The sequence below is a fragment of the Psychrobacter piscatorii genome (genome assembly GCF_904846415.1).
Classification (GTDB): Bacteria; Pseudomonadota; Gammaproteobacteria; order Pseudomonadales; family Moraxellaceae; genus Psychrobacter; species Psychrobacter piscatorii.
This window is the reverse complement of the sequence record NZ_CAJHAR010000001.1, coordinates 135769-155330: the sequence shown is the minus strand read 5'-3', so window position 1 is coordinate 155330 and position 19562 is coordinate 135769. Positions and strand designations below refer to the sequence as shown.

Below are 19562 nucleotides of genomic sequence, written 5' to 3'. Positions count from 1 at the left end.
TAAAGCTTATGTATAAAAGCTTTGATTCAAAAGTTGGGGCAAAATCAATGCTCTACTTTAGCATAATTTGATTTTATTGCCCTCAAAAATAGCAGCACACTCATTGCAATGTGTCAGGTGCAAACATCAACATGCTAGCTACATATTGCAAAACCCGCTTTATCTCACATAAAAGCAGTTTATAATAACGCAACTATTATGATTTCTATCGCCATACATGATGGCATTTTTTCTTTTTTCCAGTCTCTACCACTGACTGAATCGTCTTTTAGTCTGTTACTAAGACACATTTTACTAGCACATACTCCATTAGGATAAATTGTATGACAGGTTCATTATTCATTGTTACTGCCGCCTCAGGTACTGGCAAGACCTCACTGGTTAAGCAGTTACTTGCTACGACCAACGACTTAACGGTTAGTATCTCACATACGACTCGCACCCCGCGCCCAGGCGAGATTGATGGTCAGCACTATCATTTTACAGATACCGAGAGTTTTACCAATGGTATCAATGCGGGTCTATTTTTAGAGCATGCAGAAGTATTTGGTAACTATTATGGTACGTCAGAGGAAAGCGTACGTACCCAGCTAGCGGCGGGTATTGACGTTATTTTGGAGATTGACTGGCAAGGGGCGACGCAAATCAGAAATATCTTCGCCGATGCCATTATGATTTTCATTCTACCACCTAGTATTGCTACATTGCGCCAACGTCTCTCAACCCGTGCGCAGGATTCTGTAGAAGTGATAGAGCGCCGTCTAGCTGGCGCGGTCACCGAAATGGCACAATACGTAAATGCTGACTATGTGGTGATCAATGATAATTTTGACGTAGCCTTAGCTGAGCTAAAAGCGATTATCGTGGCGGATAGACAAACCCTTAGCCGTCAGCAACAACGTTATCATCGCACGATTAGCAACTTGCTAAATAAGCAAGTAGAAGAGTAAACTAGGCTACAATGTTCGTCAGTTGCTTATCTAATAAGTAGATATAAAAAGCAACTACGCGACTTGGCAAAAAATGCTATAATATTTAGCTATCCCCCTTTATGTATTTGATATTATTTTTATTGAGTGGCGGGCAAGGTCCGTGGCTAATAAAAACAACCGAGGTAGCTATTTATGGCACGAGTGACGATTGAAGATTGTTTGGATAATGTTGATAATCGCTTTGAGCTAATTTTGGTCGCAAGCAAACGCGCCCGTCAATTGGCCAAAGGTATTGCCGAGCCGTTGGTTGATGTCGATAACGACAAGCCTACAGTACTGGCGTTACGTGAAATTGCCGCTGGCAAAATCACCCGCGACATTCTAAATCAACCAGAGCATAACTTTGCAACGAGCTCACTTGATTTGGCATTGTCAGGCGATCATAGCTTCTAAAAAGCTATTTTTGATAAGGTTTTTTTTACTAAGTCTTTGAAGCTGATAATGGCTTTATAAGATCAACATGACCTTCATTGATAACAAAGACCACAGCATAGGCTGTGGTTTTTTGGTTGTAACTGTATTGTATTTGCTGTTTTGATAGCCATTTATCTATCAAAATAGCCCACTGAGTCAAATTTTTTCATCGCCTACTCGCTTATCAGTTGACATTGAATGCGATTTGCGATTAATTAGAGAATGGCCTACCCCTACTTAAATTTCGTATGGTTGGTCAATATTCAGTCACCATTCACTGCTTACTTCGATCCATGATCAAGTCAGTCAGTCATGGAAAATAGGATCGTCATTTATGAGTCAAACCCTACCCAAACTCAGTCATCATCTCGTCGATGACGCTCAATATAACTTGCTGCGTTCAGTCGGTTATCTCACTGCTGCTGAGCGCCGTGACATTATTGATGCCTGTGAGTTCGGTGATATTGCGCACATTAAAGACAAGCGTAAATCAGGGGAACCTTATATCACTCACCCTATCGCAGTGGCTGAGATACTGGCTGGCTTTCGCTTAGATCGAGATACGATTATTGCAGCGATTTTGCATGACACGGTCGAAGACACCGACGTAAGTGACGAGCAGCTCGAGCAGCGCTATGGCAAGATAGTGGCTAGGCTAGTCGATGGTGTGACAAAACTAAAGTCCTCCTCTCACAATAAGCAGCAAAACAAAGCGGCGACCTTTCACAAAATTTTGACCGCCACACTCGCAGATCCACGTGTACTAATCATTAAGCTTGCTGACCGTCTGCATAATATGTCTACGCTTGATGCTGTGCGCCCTGAAAAACAACGTACGACAGCACAAGAAACCTTAGATTTTTATGTACCATTTGCACGCTTGATGGGTCTTAATGATATCGCCGATTATATTGAGGTGCTGTGTTATCGTAACCTTGATTCTGATATGTACAACAAGATATCTGACAAGCTGCTACAGCATGGACTTGGGCGTAATTTCCAAAGAGAAGCCATTCATCGTTATCTGAGTATCGTGCTCAATAATTTGGGGCTCAACGGACTGGTCAAAGTATTAGACAATCGCGTGGTCATTTACCGCCAGTTTTTCCGCAATCGCGGAGAAATCAACACGCTGCTACGACACTATGCATTTGAGATTGTCCTCGATAATATCGAAGCTTGCGACAAGTTGGCGTATTACCTTATTAAAAAGTATCAAATTGATGATACGCATATTGCGGATAATATTCGCAGGCCGTTACCAGGTGGCAATCAATCACTCACGCTCATTTATGAGCGCGACAACGATGTCGTAAAAGTGACGATCTTGACCAAGCAAATGCAAAGTGCTGCAAGGCTCGGTGTTATCGGTGCAGAGCATGCTTCTGATGTGAGTCAATCAGTTATCCAAGCGTCACTGCGTAACATGAAAGACTTGGTCGATGAAGACAACTTAAATGAAAATAGTCCTAACTTTTCGGCAGCGGTCTCGACTATTAATGAGTTAATGGATTATTTGCATTCAAGTAAGATTATTTGTTATAGCCCGCAAGGTCGTGCCTATGAGCTACCACAAGGGGCAACGGCACTAGACTTTGCTTACGCAGTCGGGCCTATGGTTGGTAACGTCGCTGTCGGTGCCAATATCGATGATAAAGCAGCAAAACTCGGTACCGTGGTAAAAAACGGACAGTCCGTTGAAATTGAGATAAACAGTCACTCAGAACCAAAAGCAGAATGGTTAGGATTTGTGGTGACCAACAAAGCGCGTGAAGAGATATTACGTTGGTTCAAAGACTTATCTACCGCTGACAAGCAGCACCATGGTCGTCAAGCGTTAGATCGTGCCCTTAAAACCTATCAAAAAACGCTCGATGACCTAACAGAGGATGATTGGAAAGACCTGACTGAATGGCGCGGTGTGACTGAAAAAAACGCCCTATTCGAACAAATAAGCTCCGGTACACTACTGCCACAGCTTGTAGTCACTCGTTTGTTTAACGATGAAGTCAGTGACGTGCAAGCCAAAGCACACAACGAAGATATGACACAGCCACAGCAGCTGATCGCCAATGCCTCTGGGGTTGAGCTTGATTTTGCTAACTGCTGTCATCCAATCTATGGTGACCCTATCGTTGGGCATTTATCTCGGCACGGCTTGGTCGTTCATCGACACAAATGCTTTTCGCTTGACGACATTCGTAAAGACAATCCCTATCAGGTGATTCAACTGCGTTGGCGTAGTGATAACGCTGTAAAACAAGGTGAAACAGACGAGCATGATATAAAAAATAGCGGCAAAATTCGTTTTCCTGCTTACTTAAAGCTGTCTATTGCGCTTAGCGATGAGCAAATCAGTGAAGTGATTTATCATCTGCGCCAGCTGCATATGGGGGTTGAGACCGTTGACGTGCGTAATAGTGATACTATCATCCATATCATCGTACGCAGTCGCAATCACTTGGCTCAAGGCATTCGTGAGCTGCGTTCATTACTCGGCTTCCCTAACATCATACGGCTATATCAATTATAATAACCTTGTCTGGCTAGCAAACTCATTGTCTAGTCAGATTTGAACGCATCACACTGAGGTTTTGACAACCTCTAAAACAATAATAGGTACTGTTGCTGGTTAGTGAGCAACAGACCACCCAATAAAATACGAAAAGGACATAACATGACTCGTCAAACGATCCAAACAGATAAAGCTCCAGCAGCTGTAGGCACTTACTCACAAGCCGTGAAAGTTGGCAACACTGTTTATATTTCAGGTCAGCTTGGTTTCGACCCTGAAACCATGGAATTAAGAGAAGGTTTTAAAGCGCAGGCTGAGCAAGTGTTCGAAAACATTAAAGCGATCTGTGAAGCGGCTGGTGGCAGTATCAATGACGTGGTCAAATTTAATGTGTCTTTGACTGATTTAAGTGACTTTGCGGTTTTAAACGAAGTATTTGTGGCGAACTTAAGCGAACCATATCCTGCTCGTGCTGCCGTACAAGTCGCAGCCCTACCTAAAGGTGGCGTGGTCGAAATCGAATCTATCTTATATATTGACTAAAACTGATAGTAATTTTTGTTTATATAGTTCTATTATTTAGATAACCTTATAACAGTTAATCCATCATAAGCTTAGCATCATGCTAAGCTTATTGGTCTCTGCCTCTTTTTCTTTATTTCACATCAATATTAATCTGATAGAACTGCGAAGCCATTTATGTTGGTACAAGTTGCGCTGCCCGTACCCCTTTATCGGGTGTTTGACTATAGCTTACCGGCGGATATGCTTGCTTCGCCAGACCGTCTGATGCCGCCAATTGGAAGCCGCGTTGAGGTTTCATTTGGTCGCCAAACCTTAATTGGTATCGTGATTGCTCATGTTTCTAAAGATGAGAGCAGTGTACCCGTCAATAAAATCAAACCAATTAATAAGTGTTTGGATGCTGACCCTATTTTGGATCCCAGCATGCTCAAGCTGGCCTATTGGCTGGCGCGTTACTATCATTATCCACTCGGTGATGTCTTAGCCGTCATCCTGCCAAGCCTTGTCCGCCAAGGTAAGCCACTAGATCTGCTAATTACTCATTGGCGAATATTGCCGCATATCACGGATGATGATTTTCGTGCCAATGCAAAAAAGCAAAAGCAGCAGTTTGATATGCTAAAGCTACACGGTGAGCGCGGTGCTAGTGAAGATGTTTTGCTACTAGAAGGTATGCAGAGAGCATTTTTAAAAACGCTCGAAGACAAAGGTCTAATCGAGCGCTATATCCAAACCAAGCAAGCCCCTTCCCCCGTGAAATTGGCAAAAATGCCACTTGATCTCAATGATGAGCAAAAACATGCCGTTGATGCCATCGTTGCTGCGCATGAATCTGAAATTTATACTGGCTTTTTATTAAATGGTATTACTGGTAGCGGCAAAACTGAGGTCTACTTACAAGCAATGCAGGCGGTACTAGAAGCAGGCAAGCAGGTACTTATTTTGGTACCTGAGATTGGTCTCACACCGCAGACACGGGCACGCTTTGCCAGTCGATTTGCTGCTCATATTGTTTTATTGCATTCCGGCTTGACCGATACCCATCGCTTGCAAGGCTGGCAAGACTGCCGCACGGGCCATGCACAAATTATCATCGGTACGCGCTCAGCAGTGCTCTATCCATTTGCAGCATTGGGATTGATAGTCGTTGATGAGGCGCATGATGGCTCGTACAAACAGCAAGACACACTGCGTTATCATGCAGCTGATGTCGCACTCTATCGCGGCCTACAGCATAATATTCCAGTCATATTAGGTACGGCAACGCCTTCTCTTGAGCATCTAAAACTGGTCGAAGACGGCAAGCTGGTAGAGTGTCAACTGTTGACTCGTCCCGGCAATGCCAAGCCTGCAACCATGCAACTGATTGATGCGCGCCTGCAAAGCACTCACCAGCAAGCGCAACATGATGGTGCTCGCTATGACACGGGGCTGACAGACTCAATGATTGGGGCAATTAAGCAGACTTTAGAAGCCGGCGATCAAGTCCTGGTATTTTTGAATCGTCGTGGCTATGCGCCTGTTTTATTGTGTGAGGCTTGCGGTTGGCAGGCAGATTGTCCCCGCTGTGATGCTCATTTGACCGTTCACTATAACAGTCTGGCGCAGCGCAGCGGCTATTCAGGTAGCTCTTATTTAAAATGCCACCATTGCGATTGGCAGGCTTATATTCCTACAGTATGCCCTGATTGTGGCAGTCAAAACCTAGATGCCAAAGGTATGGGTACGACAAGGCTCAGCGATAATCTGCATGCGATTTTTGCCAATCCCCAAACCAGTAAAGAGCTCTATCCGATTATTCAAATTGACCGTGATACCACAAGGCGTAAAGACAGCTGGGAGAACATTTATCAGCAAATTAACCAGGGCAATCCTGCAATATTAGTCGGCACACAAATGGTTGCTAAGGGTCATCACTTTCCTAATGTCACGCTGGTCTGCTTACCCAATGCCGATCGCGGATTTTTATCGGCAGATTTTCGCTCACCAGAGCATACGGCACAGCTTATGATTCAGGTAGCGGGCCGTGCTGGTCGAGGCGACAAAGCTGGTCGCGTGTTGATCCAAACACTACAGCCTGACAATGAGCTACTGTTAAAACTGGTCAAAGATGGCTACTTGTCATTTGCCCGCGAGCTATTGCAAGAGCGTAAAATGATGGGCTTACCGCCGCACAGTCATGCCGCACTGATACGCTGTGAGGGCAAGACGCTGGCAGCTACCACACAAGCGCTCAAAGATGCCATTGCTCATCTGCCAAGCGCGCATAATTTGGCTGTCCTCGGCCCGATTGATGCTCCTATGAGTAAAAAAAATAGCCGCTATCATGCACAGCTGCTGCTCTTAGCCAAAGACCGGCAGCAACTGCACCTTGTTTTGCATCAATGGTGGCAGCCCGTACTTGCCTTACCAAGTGCTAAATACCTCAAGCTTACCTTAGATATCGACCCCATTGGTTGGTAAGCTCATTCCCTTGCAGGTGTTTTTCACATGACATATTGCTCTATTTACTTCGTCGTTACAGCTTCTCAGGCGTGGCTATGTTAGATTTATAACCACTATCAGGTGGTATGTATCCAAAAGCCTCCTGCTACCTGAACCACAATCGATACTGTTTACTTAACCTAGATACTAGCTGACTTGAGTGTTGTTATGAATCAAAATAATCTTAGCACTGACGAGCACGATCATAATCACCATAGCCATGAGGGCAGCCACAACCATGGTAATCATTTAGAACAGCAGACAGCATCACGAGACACCAAGGGTTACCAGCGCACCCTGCTCTTTAGCTTTATTATTATCACCGGTTATATGTTTATTGAAGCTATCGGCGGCTGGCTCACTGGTAGCTTGGCATTACTATCCGATGCAGGGCATATGTTAAGCGATGCCATCGCGCTTGGCGCCACCCTAATGGCATTCAAAATTGGCGAAAAAGCAGCCACGCATCAAAAAACATTTGGCTATAAGCGTTTTGAGATACTGGTCGCAACCCTTAATGGCGCCACGCTCGTTATTATCGCCTTGATGATTTTTTATGAAGCGATCAAACGCTTTAATTCTCCACCAGAAATTGCAACCCAAGGTATGCTGATCGTTGCCACTGTCGGTATGCTGGTCAATATCTTAGTTGCATGGCTCATGCACCGAGGCAGTCAAGGTGGAGAGTCACACGGGCACAATCATGGTAGTAACGATGTCGCATTAACAGAAAAATCCGATAACAAAGAACCTGTCAATCTCAATATGCAAAGTGCTTATTTGCACGTACTGAGCGATCTGCTGGGCTCTGTTGCTGCTATTATCGCTGCACTCTTGATGATGGGATTTGGTTGGGTATGGGCAGATGCCGTGGCATCCGTGATTGTCGCCATTCTTATATTAGTCAGTGGATACCGTGTCGTACGTGATTCTGTGCATATATTAATGGAAGGCACCCCTGCCAACATATCGCTAGTCAACGTTGAGCAAAAATTACTCGCACACCCTCAAGTACAAAAAGTCCACGACCTACACGTTTGGAGCATTACTAGCGGCCTCAATGCTCTATCTTGCCATGTGGTGGTCGATGGAGAAATGAGTATTCATGAGTCAAGTAGCCTCATTGCCAATCTTGAAAAAAGCCTATCAGCGCTTGGCATTCATCATGCGACTATTCAAGTAGAAAGCCTGTCACATCCACAAAACAGCTCACATAGTGAGGCTCTCGTTTGCGACATTGCGGGACAAGCACCTGCTGGCAACAGTCATATTGGTCATAATCATTAAAAGCAAATATCAGCGTTGATCGAAACCTGACCAATTATTGGTTATGTTTTATCAGATGATAGAAATAAAGCAATATGTGCCAAATAATCCAAGTAGCCACCAATACCCAAAGGCTGAGACCAACTACGAGTAATGTCATTCTGATTGAAGTATCCAGACAGCCGTTGCAGATATTTGGCAAATAGACTGAGCCCATGTTTGACATCATCAGCAACCAAAACCCAAGTGCAAGTGCAAGTATGACTCCGGTACAAATGACGATAAAGGCTATTTTGCCAATAATTTTCAATAAGGCTCGCCACTTAGGACAGATCGTCAGTTCTGATGGATAGTTGCTCATAAAGGTCATTCTCAATAATCTGATTGGCTATAAATCATTGTTGTCTTAGATAGTATTAAAAATAAAAACCTATGAGCCAATAAAAAAAGAAGGTTTCACTTAAGTTTGCCTAAAACTTGTTTCTACGATTGTAATAGCATGTTAAAAGTGATGAAAAACCCTATCTCTCGACCATATTTTTGATATAAATTCTGTATACTTAAGACTTAATACCCCTTTTCACGATCTATTGATGATATAACATTATGTCTAGACGCTCAGCACCCTTTGTCGCCCCAGACTATATCGATGATCCTACGTCAAAAGACGGCAAAAAACACGCCAAAGTTTTGCTATCGACGTTGCAAGAGGACATTGCAAACTTTCGTCATGAGCAGTTTCCGCCTGATATTTTGCGCCAGATTCGCGATATGCCTATCTATGAAGGCAACTTAGCAGAGGTACAGGCTTATCAGCAACGTTGGCAAAATCTACTTGAGCGCGCCAAGGATTTTTATCCAGCGGCCAATATGCCACCTGATTATCTGCCGCTCCCAGCCAGTCTTGAGATACCGCAGTTTATCTACCATGTTCAGCGCCTACATTTAACCAAAACGCGAGCCAAGGAATCTAAAAGCTTTGGTTCAGTTGGTGCGCTGACTGATAAATGTGGACACTATACTGATGATGAAGTTGCCCGCATGACAGCAGTATTGGATAATGACGATGAAGCACGTTTGGTCGCTCATCGTGAGTTTATCGACCTACGTGCTTATGTTTTTTGCCGCGATAGTAAGGGTGAGATGCTAGAGCCTGAACGGGTACGTTTTTATCGTACTGGTCTTATCGTCCATGCTTTGCCTGATTTTAAGATTGTTGACAGCAGGCAAACACCGCGCAAGCGCCGCAACGACGCTTATAACAATCCGCTTGCAGATAATGGTATTTGGAAGATTTATCGCAAAAAATAATGTATGTTGATGCTATATTTTTTCGCGATACTAATTTTAGTTATACCCGTTTTAAATTGCTTATTTTGTCCTAATTTCTGAGGATTCCAGATGTTCGCTGCCGCCGCCGGCTCACCAAATTTAATGTTACAAGCCACTATCTTTTTGGGAGCAGCGCTGCTCTTTGTTCCCCTTGGTAAACGCTTCGGTATTGCAACGGTCCTAGGCTACCTCATCACAGGGCTTATATTGGGTCCAAGCGGTTTGGATGTAGCGGGTGACGCCGAAAGTCTCTTGCACTTTTCAGAGTTTGGTGTGGTCATGCTGCTATTTATCATCGGGCTTGAGCTGCAGCCCTCGCGGCTTTGGGCGCTGCGCCGCTCTATATTCGTTCTTGGCGGTCTACAGGTTGGGCTGACTGGGACGCTATTGATGGGGTTATTGCACCATTTTTTCGCCTTACAGCTAGATACCGCTTTTATCGTTGGCTTTGGTTTGGCACTCTCCTCGACCGCTTTTGTGCTACAGATATTGACCGAAAAACAGCAGCTTTCAAGCACACATGGCCGCGAAGCTTTTACTATCTTGCTATTCCAAGACATTGCGGTTATTCCTTTATTAGCGGTCATTCCATTCTTGTCAGGAGTTCGTGAACAAAGCTACGATTTACTGTACTTTGGGAAAGTATTTGCCGTCTTTGCTGGTTTGATTTTTGCCAGTCGTTATGTGGTTCGACCCTTCTTTAAATTTGTGGCCTCAAGCGGTGCTTCAGAACTACTGACGGCGGTCGCGTTGTTTATTGTTATGGGCGTGTCTATTCTGATGGGTCAAATTGGTCTATCAATGGCACTAGGTGCGTTTTTGACAGGCGTGTTGTTAGCTGACTCTGAGTATCGACACGAGTTAGAGGCCAGTATCGAACCGTTTAAAGGATTGCTATTGGGTCTATTTTTCATGTCAGTTGGCATGCTCACTGACGTCAAACTCATCTTAGCCAAACCGATATTTATCATTGGCTGTGCCCTCGCCTTAATGTTTATCAAATTTGCAGTGATTGCAGCCATTGCCAAAGTGTCAGGCAACCGCTGGCCAACGAGTATAAGATTGGGTGTGACCTTGGCGCAAGGCGGTGAATTTGCCTTTGTTCTGTTCAGTGTCGCCACCGCCCAAAATGTCTTACGTCCTGAGCTTGCCAATACGCTCAACCTTGTGGTTACGATCTCAATGGCACTGACACCGCTGGCCTTTTTGTTATTAGAAAAAATAGGCGAACCATTATTTGCCAAACGCAAACCAAGTCGAGAATACGACACCATTCCTGATCATGAGCATCAGGTAATTATCGCAGGCTTTGGCCGAGTCGGTCAGATCATCGGTCGTGTGCTTCGTATGCATAACATTGAATTCACAGCCATTGAACGTTCTGCCAACCGAGTAGATTTCGTGCGTAAATTTGGTAACCAAGTCTATTACGGCGATCCAAAAAACCCTGAGATTCTACGAGCTGCAGGTATTCAAAAGGCGCGTGTCTTTATTTTGGCAATCGATGACCTAGAGCGTTCCATCACCACCGCTCAGTATTTACGCAAAAACTATCCTGAGTTGATTGTATTAGCCAGAGCGCGTGATCGTCAGCATTACTACCGCTTGCGCGAAGTTGGTGTGCGTCACATTTGGCGTGAGACTTACTTGTCATCTTTAGACATGTCACGTGAGTCGCTACAGTTACTCGGTATCTCTCCAGAAAAAGCTCGAGAAACAGTAAAAACGTTCCGTGATTATGATGACGACCTGATTGAGCGTCAGCAAGCCATTTACGATGATGAAGCCAGCATGATTGAGTCTGCACAATCAGCGATGGCAGAGCTTGAAAGCCTATTTGATGAAGATATCGGCAAAGCGCGCAAGATGGATTTGACCGATTTCTACGAAGCCTTGAAGAGCCAAGCGACACCAGTTGACGAAACAGACGATACTGCAACAGACTCTAAACACTAGCAAAAACTAGATAGGTATAGCCCCTAGTCAGACAGGCAGTTTTTAGGGGCTTGCTTTTTATTCAGTGAGCTTGTGCAATCCCAGTTATCACTGTTTGGTATATGATAAAAAACCAATGTCTGCTCGTTTAGATAGCGGATTGGGAACGTCACATTTTGAATCGTTGCAATCACTGCACAATCAGTCATCGGCACGCCAGCAGCTTGAGTATCGACATACATGCGCACCTGTTGCTCCTCGGTACTGAGTGGTAAATCTACAGGACACTGCCCTGTCTGCTGATAAATCAATGCCACTCGGTTTTGGGCATTTTTGGCAATATCATAAGCATCAAATAGCACTTCATTTTCTTTTGGTTTGGCGATGATAGGTAAAAACTGCACCTTAATGACCAATAATGCAAAGGCAAAAAAACCAAATCCTAGCGCCAATCCAAATAAACTGACGCCGCCTTCTCTTTTTAAATGCGATTTTTGTGCCGCCTCATCTCGCGGATAATCGTTAATCGCATCCGCAATCTCACGTCGCGCCATCCGGTAATAATATGCATCTGTCCAGCGTGCCACCATAGCAGACCAAAACAACCAAATAATCGCAGCAATACCAATCCGCGTCGCCATCTGATAAGCGTCTGGCACATAAGATATCGCCACAAACTCAAAGGCAACTAAGACAATAGCGACATTAAGCTGGATAAATGACCACCCTGCCACGCTATACACAATGGCATCCATATAGCGTTTACGGTATAACAACCAAGGAAAAGTAATAAAAAATGCGGCCCAATGCCATTTTGGCGACAGATAGCCTTGCTGATCAAACTGCTCAAAGCGCTTGAGATAATAGCGCTGGGTACGATCACCGATAAACCATTGATCCAGTTGCTTGCGCTTGGCAGGTGTTAATGACTCTTGATAAAACGGTGGCGGTGAATCCGTCTCAATAAATAGCATGGCAATACGCTCTACTGACTCTTAGAAAAAATATCTCTTAACGATGACACTATGATAACGCTAAAACCCATATCTAGGATAGAGAAACGACAGAACTGAGCAGCAAACGCGCTAAAATAGGATTGTACGTTCACAGTTGTATGGATTTAACTTATAATGAGCCAACATCACTCACTTAATTAAGCCTTACAAATCCTATGAGTCAACATTCTGATATCAATGACACCATCAATAGTAATGATACTACTGATGAGCAAACCTCTAATAATACTAGTGCGCCTATCGATACGGATGCAAACGCTAGCCAAGAGGTAGAACCTAGCTCTGATAAACACATTCGCATCGTTAATACGTTTATGAAGCGGCGCACGCACATGAACAAAAACGCCGAGCTAGCACTCACTGCTCCAGAGTTTTCTGAGTATCTGGTCAATAACAGTTTTGGCGATGGCGACCTTTCAGGTATTGATAACCTGCGAGCGCTGTTCGCTGATAGCCCGAATGGTTCTGACGCACCTCTGACCTTAGAGATTGGTTTTGGTTTGGGTGATTCATTTATCGAGATGGCAGCCGCAGAGCCCACACGCAATTTCGTCGGCGTCGAAGTGCACGAGCCAGGCATTGGTAAATGCGCTTATATGGCAGGAACGCAAGACTTGAGCAATGTCAAAATCATCAATGGCGATGCTATTCAATTGCTGAAGCAACTACCAGAAAATCATATTGATCGTATTCAGCTATACTTCCCTGACCCATGGCAAAAGAAGCGTCATTACAAACGCCGTTTCGTCAGTCCTGAGCGTATGGCTATCGTTACGCGCAGTCTAAAACAAGGCGGCTGGTTTCATACAGCCACTGACTGGGAGCATTATGCATTTTGGATGGTTGAGGTATTGGATGGTTTTGCTGGATTGACCAATAAAGCAGGCGCAGGCAACTTCACCGACCGTCCTGACTTTCGTCCAATGACCAAGTTTGAGCGTCGCGGTCTTGAGCGTGGTCACGGGGTCTGGGATTTGATCTATATCAAAGACTAACAAACACAATCTTGCTATCGATAATTTTGACAAAGCGGCTATTCTATTTAGCCGCTTTTTTATGCCCGTTTATAAGCTTGCTATCATAGCTATAAATGTGCTTAGCGGGTCGTTGGTTGCTTTTATCTCGTCATACTCTTGACTTCAAAGCCCTATAGTATGGTAATACATGGAAGAATCATAAATTGTAATTATGTGAAACATAGCGCCCAGAGCCTCATTTATCGATGAAAAATCATCTTTGACGTACAATATTGGAAGCTTGCAATATATGACCTATAGACGCAAGCATAGATACCATAAGGGCTTCGAGAGTTCTCCCCATAAGCTGTGGATAACCCTGTGTATAAGTCGCCACTTGACAACTATATACCTAGGAAACTTAAAGGATAAGGTAAAATCGTTCATTTTTTGTACAATTTAAAAATCATTTAAAATCAATAACTTATATTAAATATAAAGCCATAAAAATTATTTTAAATATTTTTAAAAAGAATTTAGCCGTTTATAATGTTTCACAACCAATAAAAATAAAAAAATTATTTGTTGTGGACAACTCATAAGTCTATTGACAAACATAGCTGTTATCAGGTTCAAAAACACATTTGAACAAATGGCTATCTTCGTGAATCCTCACTCTTATATCGTACGACATTCAGTGTCGTTTAGCATCGTCCAAGACTCAATATAGCGCTTGGATTTTGTTATAATTACTCTATCGAATCAATAGCACTACAGAGACTCAGATAGCTATTAGTCGTTAATATCCGACTCAAAAGCTATTGTAACTGTGATTGATTATGAACTTATTTTTACTTCTCTCGTTATTTAATTTTACTGTATAGTAGAGCGATATCTCGATATTACTACTGATAGCAGTCATATGACAACCTGTTTATTTAAGCCCGTTGTCAGAGCGCTAATAGCTACGTTACTTACCTTATTAGCAACGCTCAGTACGCACCAGTTATCACTCTTAGTCGCATAAATATTTTATCTATAGCACCAAATCAATTATCAAAAATAAGGAATCCAATATGGACGACAATAAAGCCAAAGCCCTCAAAGCGGCATTAGGTCAGATTGAAAAGCAATTTGGTAAAAACACCATTATGCATCTGGGTGATGACTCAGCCATTCTTGACGCTGACGTGGTCTCAACAGGCTCTCTTGGTCTAGATATCGCGCTTGGTATTGGTGGATTGCCAAAAGGTCGTATCGTTGAGATTTACGGTCCTGAAAGTTCAGGTAAAACCACGATGACCTTACAAGCTATCGCGGAGTGTCAAAAACAAGGCGGTACCTGTGCGTTTATCGATGCTGAACATGCGCTTGACCCTGTCTATGCACGCAAGCTAGGCGTCAATACCGATGACTTACTACTATCGCAACCTGATAACGGTGAGCAAGCACTTGAGATTACTGACATGCTCGTGCGTTCAGGCGCGATCGATATGATCGTTATTGACTCGGTTGCTGCCCTGACTCCGCGTGCAGAAATTGAAGGCGAGATGGGCGACTCACACATGGGTCTGCAAGCGCGTCTGATGAGCCAAGCGCTACGTAAAATCACGGGTAATGCCAAACGCTCTAACTGTATGGTTGTGTTTATTAACCAAATCCGTATGAAGATTGGTGTTATGTTTGGTAGCCCAGAGACTACAACTGGGGGTAATGCCCTTAAATTTTACGCCTCTGTACGTATGGATATCCGCCGTATTGGTGCGGTCAAAAATGGTGATGAAATCATCGGTAACCAAACCCGTGTCAAAGTCATCAAAAACAAAATGGCACCACCTTTCCGTCAAGCTGAGTTTGAGATTACTTATGGCGAAGGTACCAACCATTTGGCCGAAGTGATTGACTTGGGCGTCGAGATTGGCGCGGTTGGTAAGGCAGGTTCATGGTACAGCTATGGCGATGAAAAAATCGGTCAAGGTAAAGCCAACTCTGTCCTGTTCTTAAAAGAAAATCCTGCTATTGCCAAAGAAATCGAAGATAAAATTCGTGACGAAAAACTTGGTACGAAAAAAGATAGCAAAGCGCCTGAAACTGACGATGTAGAACTGGCACCTGAATCTGTACAATAATGGTTTGCTAGTAACCATTATCAGTGACCGCTATAAATAATCATGACTTATTATGAAAATTAAAACATTGGCTGAAATCTTAGCTGAGTCGGAAACCGACTCAGCTAGTTCTGTTGATAGCAAACGAAAAAAACCTACTAAACACTCCTATCAAAACACATCTAAAAAATCAGGTAAATCTAGCAGACCTTCCAAATACCCAGCTCAAGATCATTCAAGCACTAGTGAGCCTACTGTTGATACAGCGTATTTTGAAGAATCTTCTTCTAAGATAAAAAAGACCTCCAAATCCAAAAAACGTAAAAAGCGCTTTCATCCAGCTGCTAACTTCACCGCTGAGCCAAGCGATACACCTGCTTATCAGCCACCTGAAGCACAAACTATCAAAGAGATGCTGGCAGAAGTCAAACTCAACGTTCATCGTGATGAGACAGAGGATAGTTCAGCTATAGATAACAGTATTGAACCATCTTTAGAAAGCTTGGATCATGAGTCCGAATTGTCTACCGCTAATGATAGCGACATAGACAGCCAAGACGATAATATACCAGCCGTTCTCAAAGCTTACTTACGTACCCCTGAACAAAAACAAGCAGAAATTGATGCCATTAAAGCTGAAAGCAGACTACGTTGGCTCGCATTCTATTACTTGTCACGCCGTGAATATGGCAAGGCTGAGCTCAAACAAAAACTGATCGACAAAGAACAAGACCCAGAAAAAATCGATGCCCTACTCGATGAGTTCGAGGAAAAAGGCTATCAGAGCGATTACCGTACTACCCTAATGCTCATACGTGAGAATATTCGTAAAGGTCGTGGACGCGGACGAATCAAGCAAGAGTTCTATCGTAAAAAAATCGCTATGCCAGGCAATATCGATGAATTAATTGATATGGCAAATAGCGACTCTGAAGAATTTAGCGAATTTGTCGATGACAGTGCAGATAATTTGGTCGATGGGGTAGATTGGCTAAAACTCGCTGTGGTAGCCCGTACCAAAAAATACGGTGATGACATACCTACTGAGCAAAAAGACAAAGCCAAACAACTGCGATTTTTGCAGTACCGAGGGTTCAATACAGATATCTGCTTTGCAGCGCTCAACTACACAGTAGAGACGTTAGATGAGCGATTTTAAAACTTTAATATTATTTTTATAGATATAAAAAAGAGCACGTCGTCAAACGCACTCTAAATTTATGACTCTAAGCTTTTTTAACTCAATTCGTTACTTTAAAGTACCGAGACGATTAGACAGCTGGCTGATAATTTGATCAATCTCTTCGTTGGCTTCCGCTTCATTATCTAGATTGCCGTTAGGCGTTAGCTGGTTCATCACCTCAGGCAGTAATTCAGCCAAACCTTGACGTACTTCTGTTTCGTTTGCACCCGTACGCGCTGCTACTTGCTGGATTTCGTCTTCGTCAAATAACTGGTTAATTTCATTCGGGTCCAAGTTGTCATTGGCCTCATCCGTGCTCATCCAAGAACGTGCTTGTTCAGCATGACCCATGCCAGTAATTTTTGATAATGCACCGCCTATACCACCATTACGCTTGATCCAGCTCAGTACCATTGGCATGAGGACAGCGATAAGCATCCCTTTGCCGCCAAAGCCACTACTGTTACGCTGACCGCCTAATACGCTACCTAAGATATCTCCCAGTCCACCAGCGCCTGAGCTTACATTACCACGCTGATTGCCACCAGCCAAACCACCAATGATATCGTCTAGCCCAAAACCATTATCAGGCTTACGATCGTATTGCTGCGGATTGTAGCCACCTGCTTGACTACCGCTGCCCAATACGCTGCCTAATATATCGCCCAAGCCACCAGTACGACGTGGGTCGGTGCGTTGGTTGACTGGATTGCGCTGAGCATCGTCTGGATTCATCGCGCTACGTGCAACTTGGCTAACCAAATTTCCTAATAAGCTCATACTCTATTCCTCTTTTTGTCATGTTATTTATCATAAAAACCTACTGCCTAATCCTATGAATACTTGCTTTTCGCTTGTATAAATTTGAGAAATGAGACAGTCGGTTTATGTGCTTTATTATTAACTTTTAATATAACAAAACTCTTTGAGCATCGAGATAGTTGTTTTGTTATGGCATGTAGGTAATCGTAAGCTCATAAAAAAGAGGGAAAAACTGAATAAAGGTATGAATGCTAATTAGTAAATTTAACCTTTATTGATATTGGCTAAAATACTGAGCTCTCGCCACTGCTCAAGGCTTACTTGATCGCGAAATATAGTCATTGATAAAGATCGCTGAGAAGGCTCAACAATACTGAACTCAAAAACCATTGCCCATTGATAGCGGTTGACAGAGATTAAATGCGCTTGCCATAGCTCATCGCCGCGGCCTGTTCGCATCAACAACTGCCATTGTTTATCCATACGCTGACCAAGGGGTGGTTGGCTAAGATGCAGTATGGTTGGTCGAGATATGGCTAGATAACTTGCAACCGCTGCTGATACTATAAAGATGAGTAGGTACTGCCAAAATGCTAAAGATGCCAGCCATGCCAACACAATCATGATGGCGGCCAAGCTAACATACAGCAGCCAACGTAAGTAACTGGTAGGCTGGATAGCTGTATCAATGCGTAGAGACGTTACTAATGTCATTTATATATGCTAATCAATTGCACAGCATCTACACCAAGTCTTTGGTATGACGCCATGTTTTGATCTTATTGACTAGCGCCCATATGTCATCTTCTTCTGGACGATTCTGATTGGTAAAGTAATCCAATAGATCAGGGTCCTCATGGGTGAGCATTTGGGCAAAGGTCTCTTGCTCAGCAGAATCTGCTGTCAGATATAGCTCTTTGACATAAGGATCGATATAAAAATCTAACTCTTTTAAGCCGCGACGAGCCTGATAGATAATACGGCGCTGCTCATTGGTCGGTTCTGGCTGAGTGATACTGGTCATAGAGATACTCTCTTTCATTTCAATAGTTTTTGATGTGGTATTCAACCATAGTGGAAAACTGGATTGTAGATATTGTATTTATCATAGTGCAGCTTTATCGAGTATTTGTATTAATAATACAATGCTCATGATGATACGCTGATAATTGACTCCATAGTGCCACTGCTTGCTGCATCATCCCTATATTATGCGTACGAATGATGCTGGCACCTTGTTGTAGCGCAAATATCCCAGCAGCAGTCCCTACTGCGTCTCGTTCTATCGCTTGAGTGGTCTGCACTGCTTTAACACCGCTATTGGTCAATACTTCTGCCAAAAAGCGTTTACGTGAAATACCAAACATCATTGGCAAACCCAATGCCTGTAGGCTGTTTAACTGACTTAATAAAGCACAATGATGCTCATAGTTTTTGGCAAACCCAAAGCCTGGATCAATAATAATATTTTCCTGCTTAACACCAAGGCGCGTTACCTCTTCGATACGTGCGGTCAGTTCCGTGCTCACTTCATCAATCACATTGTCATACTGTGCAAAGTCGTTCATTGTCGTTGGCTCACCGCGCATATGCATCAGCATGACAGGAATATCGAGGCTAGCGGCCAGTTCTGCAGCGCCAGTACGTTTTAGTGCTCTGACATCATTCCAAATATCAGCACCGGCATCAAACGCTGCCTGCATGACCTCTGGACTGCTGGTATCAATAGATAACCAAATATCATCTCCACAATGCTGGCGTATAGCTTGTACCACTGGCACAACCCGTTGTAGCTCCTCAGTAGTCGCTACCACATCTGCATTGGGGCGAGTAGATTCGCCGCCAATATCAATAATAGTAGCGCCGTTATCCACCATCTGCTGACAATGAGCAACGGCACCCTCTACCGCATTGAACTGCCCACCATCTGAGAATGAATCTGGCGTTACATTCAAGATGCCCATAATATGCGGCTCAAACAAATTCAAGGTTTTATTACGGCTCGATATTTTGTAGTTGGGTAGAGGCTGAAATAATGACATGACCGATCCATCATAAATAAATTGTATAAAAT

General features: G+C 43.6%; 17 protein-coding genes. 11 read left to right on the top strand and 6 right to left on the bottom strand.

What is annotated here, in order from left to right; genetic code table 11:
• Positions 1-323 precede the first annotated feature (323 nt).
• From gmk to JMX83_RS00670, 6 genes are all read left to right on the top strand, one after another.
• Complete coding sequence (gmk, locus tag JMX83_RS00695; protein WP_201598093.1) at positions 324-950, top strand: guanylate kinase; 627 nt, start codon at positions 324-326, stop codon at positions 948-950.
• A 174-nt stretch (positions 951-1124) separates the two neighbouring features.
• Positions 1125-1385 (top strand): DNA-directed RNA polymerase subunit omega, encoded by a 261-nt coding sequence (gene rpoZ / locus JMX83_RS00690; RefSeq protein WP_057761396.1) that lies wholly within the window; start codon positions 1125-1127, stop codon positions 1383-1385.
• 355 nt (positions 1386-1740) lie between these two features.
• Positions 1741-3939 carry a RelA/SpoT family protein gene (locus tag JMX83_RS00685; RefSeq protein ID WP_201598090.1) on the top strand — a complete coding sequence of 733 codons (2199 nt, stop codon included), beginning with the start codon at positions 1741-1743 and terminating at the stop codon, positions 3937-3939.
• 144 nt (positions 3940-4083) lie between these two features.
• Positions 4084-4464 carry a RidA family protein gene (locus tag JMX83_RS00680; RefSeq protein ID WP_058024599.1) on the top strand — a complete coding sequence of 127 codons (381 nt, stop codon included), beginning with the start codon at positions 4084-4086 and terminating at the stop codon, positions 4462-4464.
• A 156-nt stretch (positions 4465-4620) separates the two neighbouring features.
• Complete coding sequence (locus tag JMX83_RS00675) at positions 4621-6909, top strand: primosomal protein N' (RefSeq protein ID WP_201598089.1); 2289 nt, start codon at positions 4621-4623, stop codon at positions 6907-6909.
• A 189-nt stretch (positions 6910-7098) separates the two neighbouring features.
• On the top strand, positions 7099-8217 hold the full coding sequence (locus JMX83_RS00670) for a cation diffusion facilitator family transporter (RefSeq protein WP_201598088.1): 1119 nt from the start codon (positions 7099-7101) through the stop codon (positions 8215-8217).
• Positions 8218-8251: 34 nt separating this feature from the next.
• Here the strand turns inward: JMX83_RS00670 and JMX83_RS00665 are convergent, their stop codons facing one another.
• Positions 8252-8557 (bottom strand): hypothetical protein, encoded by a 306-nt coding sequence (locus tag JMX83_RS00665; protein ID WP_201598087.1) that lies wholly within the window; start codon positions 8555-8557, stop codon positions 8252-8254.
• Between the two features lie 245 nt (positions 8558-8802).
• Between JMX83_RS00665 and JMX83_RS00660 the strand changes: the two genes are divergently transcribed.
• Both JMX83_RS00660 and JMX83_RS00655 read left to right on the top strand, forming a co-directional pair.
• A complete protein-coding gene (locus JMX83_RS00660; RefSeq protein ID WP_201598086.1) occupies positions 8803-9507 on the top strand; it encodes a hypothetical protein in 705 nt (234 codons plus the stop codon).
• Between the two features lie 90 nt (positions 9508-9597).
• Complete coding sequence (locus tag JMX83_RS00655; RefSeq protein ID WP_201598085.1) at positions 9598-11484, top strand: monovalent cation:proton antiporter-2 (CPA2) family protein; 1887 nt, start codon at positions 9598-9600, stop codon at positions 11482-11484.
• A gap of 23 nt (positions 11485-11507) precedes the next feature.
• Here JMX83_RS00655 and JMX83_RS00650 read toward each other — a convergent pair whose 3' ends face one another.
• Positions 11508-12437, bottom strand: a complete 930-nt coding sequence (locus JMX83_RS00650; RefSeq protein ID WP_201598078.1) for a DUF2628 domain-containing protein — start codon at positions 12435-12437, stop codon at positions 11508-11510.
• A gap of 197 nt (positions 12438-12634) precedes the next feature.
• Here JMX83_RS00650 and trmB point away from each other — a divergent pair, with 197 nt between their 5' ends.
• From trmB to JMX83_RS00635, 3 genes are all read left to right on the top strand, one after another.
• Entirely contained in the window at positions 12635-13474 is an 840-nt protein-coding gene (gene trmB / locus JMX83_RS00645; RefSeq protein WP_201598076.1) for a tRNA (guanosine(46)-N7)-methyltransferase TrmB, read from the top strand.
• Between the two features lie 1037 nt (positions 13475-14511).
• Entirely contained in the window at positions 14512-15564 is a 1053-nt protein-coding gene (recA, locus tag JMX83_RS00640) for a recombinase RecA (protein WP_201598074.1), read from the top strand.
• A 52-nt stretch (positions 15565-15616) separates the two neighbouring features.
• Complete coding sequence (locus tag JMX83_RS00635) at positions 15617-16702, top strand: regulatory protein RecX (RefSeq protein ID WP_201598065.1); 1086 nt, start codon at positions 15617-15619, stop codon at positions 16700-16702.
• 90 nt (positions 16703-16792) lie between these two features.
• Here JMX83_RS00635 and JMX83_RS00630 read toward each other — a convergent pair whose 3' ends face one another.
• The 4 genes from JMX83_RS00630 to folP all read right to left on the bottom strand — a co-directional run bounded on the left by JMX83_RS00630 (position 16793) and on the right by folP (position 19530).
• Positions 16793-17506 carry a YidB family protein gene (locus JMX83_RS00630; protein ID WP_201598064.1) on the bottom strand — a complete coding sequence of 238 codons (714 nt, stop codon included), beginning with the start codon at positions 17504-17506 and terminating at the stop codon, positions 16793-16795.
• Positions 17507-17752: 246 nt separating this feature from the next.
• On the bottom strand, positions 17753-18202 hold the full coding sequence (locus JMX83_RS00625) for a hypothetical protein (RefSeq protein WP_201598063.1): 450 nt from the start codon (positions 18200-18202) through the stop codon (positions 17753-17755).
• A gap of 28 nt (positions 18203-18230) precedes the next feature.
• A complete protein-coding gene (locus JMX83_RS00620; RefSeq protein WP_201598062.1) occupies positions 18231-18512 on the bottom strand; it encodes an FAD assembly factor SdhE in 282 nt (93 codons plus the stop codon).
• Positions 18513-18606: 94 nt separating this feature from the next.
• The gene (gene folP, locus JMX83_RS00615) at positions 18607-19530 is read right to left on the bottom strand and encodes a dihydropteroate synthase (RefSeq protein ID WP_201598061.1); all 924 of its coding nucleotides are present in this window, start codon (positions 19528-19530) and stop codon (positions 18607-18609) included.
• Between the last annotated feature and the right edge of the window lie 32 nt (positions 19531-19562).

Bases quoted from the DNA above. Each gene is read 5' to 3' on its own strand.
- gmk (WP_201598093.1), top strand. From the start codon at position 324: ATGACAGGTTCATTATTCATTGTTACTGCCGCCTCAGGTACTGGCAAG.
- rpoZ (WP_057761396.1), top strand. From the start codon at position 1,125: ATGGCACGAGTGACGATTGAAGATTGTTTGGATAATGTTGATAATCGC.
- JMX83_RS00685 (WP_201598090.1), top strand. From the start codon at position 1,741: ATGAGTCAAACCCTACCCAAACTCAGTCATCATCTCGTCGATGACGCT.
- JMX83_RS00680 (WP_058024599.1), top strand. From the start codon at position 4,084: ATGACTCGTCAAACGATCCAAACAGATAAAGCTCCAGCAGCTGTAGGC.
- JMX83_RS00675 (WP_201598089.1), top strand. From the start codon at position 4,621: ATGTTGGTACAAGTTGCGCTGCCCGTACCCCTTTATCGGGTGTTTGAC.
- JMX83_RS00670 (WP_201598088.1), top strand. From the start codon at position 7,099: ATGAATCAAAATAATCTTAGCACTGACGAGCACGATCATAATCACCAT.
- JMX83_RS00665 (WP_201598087.1), bottom strand. From the start codon at position 8,557: ATGAGCAACTATCCATCAGAACTGACGATCTGTCCTAAGTGGCGAGCC.
- JMX83_RS00660 (WP_201598086.1), top strand. From the start codon at position 8,803: ATGTCTAGACGCTCAGCACCCTTTGTCGCCCCAGACTATATCGATGAT.
- JMX83_RS00655 (WP_201598085.1), top strand. From the start codon at position 9,598: ATGTTCGCTGCCGCCGCCGGCTCACCAAATTTAATGTTACAAGCCACT.
- JMX83_RS00650 (WP_201598078.1), bottom strand. From the start codon at position 12,437: ATGCTATTTATTGAGACGGATTCACCGCCACCGTTTTATCAAGAGTCA.
- trmB (WP_201598076.1), top strand. From the start codon at position 12,635: ATGAGTCAACATTCTGATATCAATGACACCATCAATAGTAATGATACT.
- recA (WP_201598074.1), top strand. From the start codon at position 14,512: ATGGACGACAATAAAGCCAAAGCCCTCAAAGCGGCATTAGGTCAGATT.
- JMX83_RS00635 (WP_201598065.1), top strand. From the start codon at position 15,617: ATGAAAATTAAAACATTGGCTGAAATCTTAGCTGAGTCGGAAACCGAC.
- JMX83_RS00630 (WP_201598064.1), bottom strand. From the start codon at position 17,506: ATGAGCTTATTAGGAAATTTGGTTAGCCAAGTTGCACGTAGCGCGATG.
- JMX83_RS00625 (WP_201598063.1), bottom strand. From the start codon at position 18,202: ATGACATTAGTAACGTCTCTACGCATTGATACAGCTATCCAGCCTACC.
- JMX83_RS00620 (WP_201598062.1), bottom strand. From the start codon at position 18,512: ATGACCAGTATCACTCAGCCAGAACCGACCAATGAGCAGCGCCGTATT.
- folP (WP_201598061.1), bottom strand. From the start codon at position 19,530: ATGTCATTATTTCAGCCTCTACCCAACTACAAAATATCGAGCCGTAAT.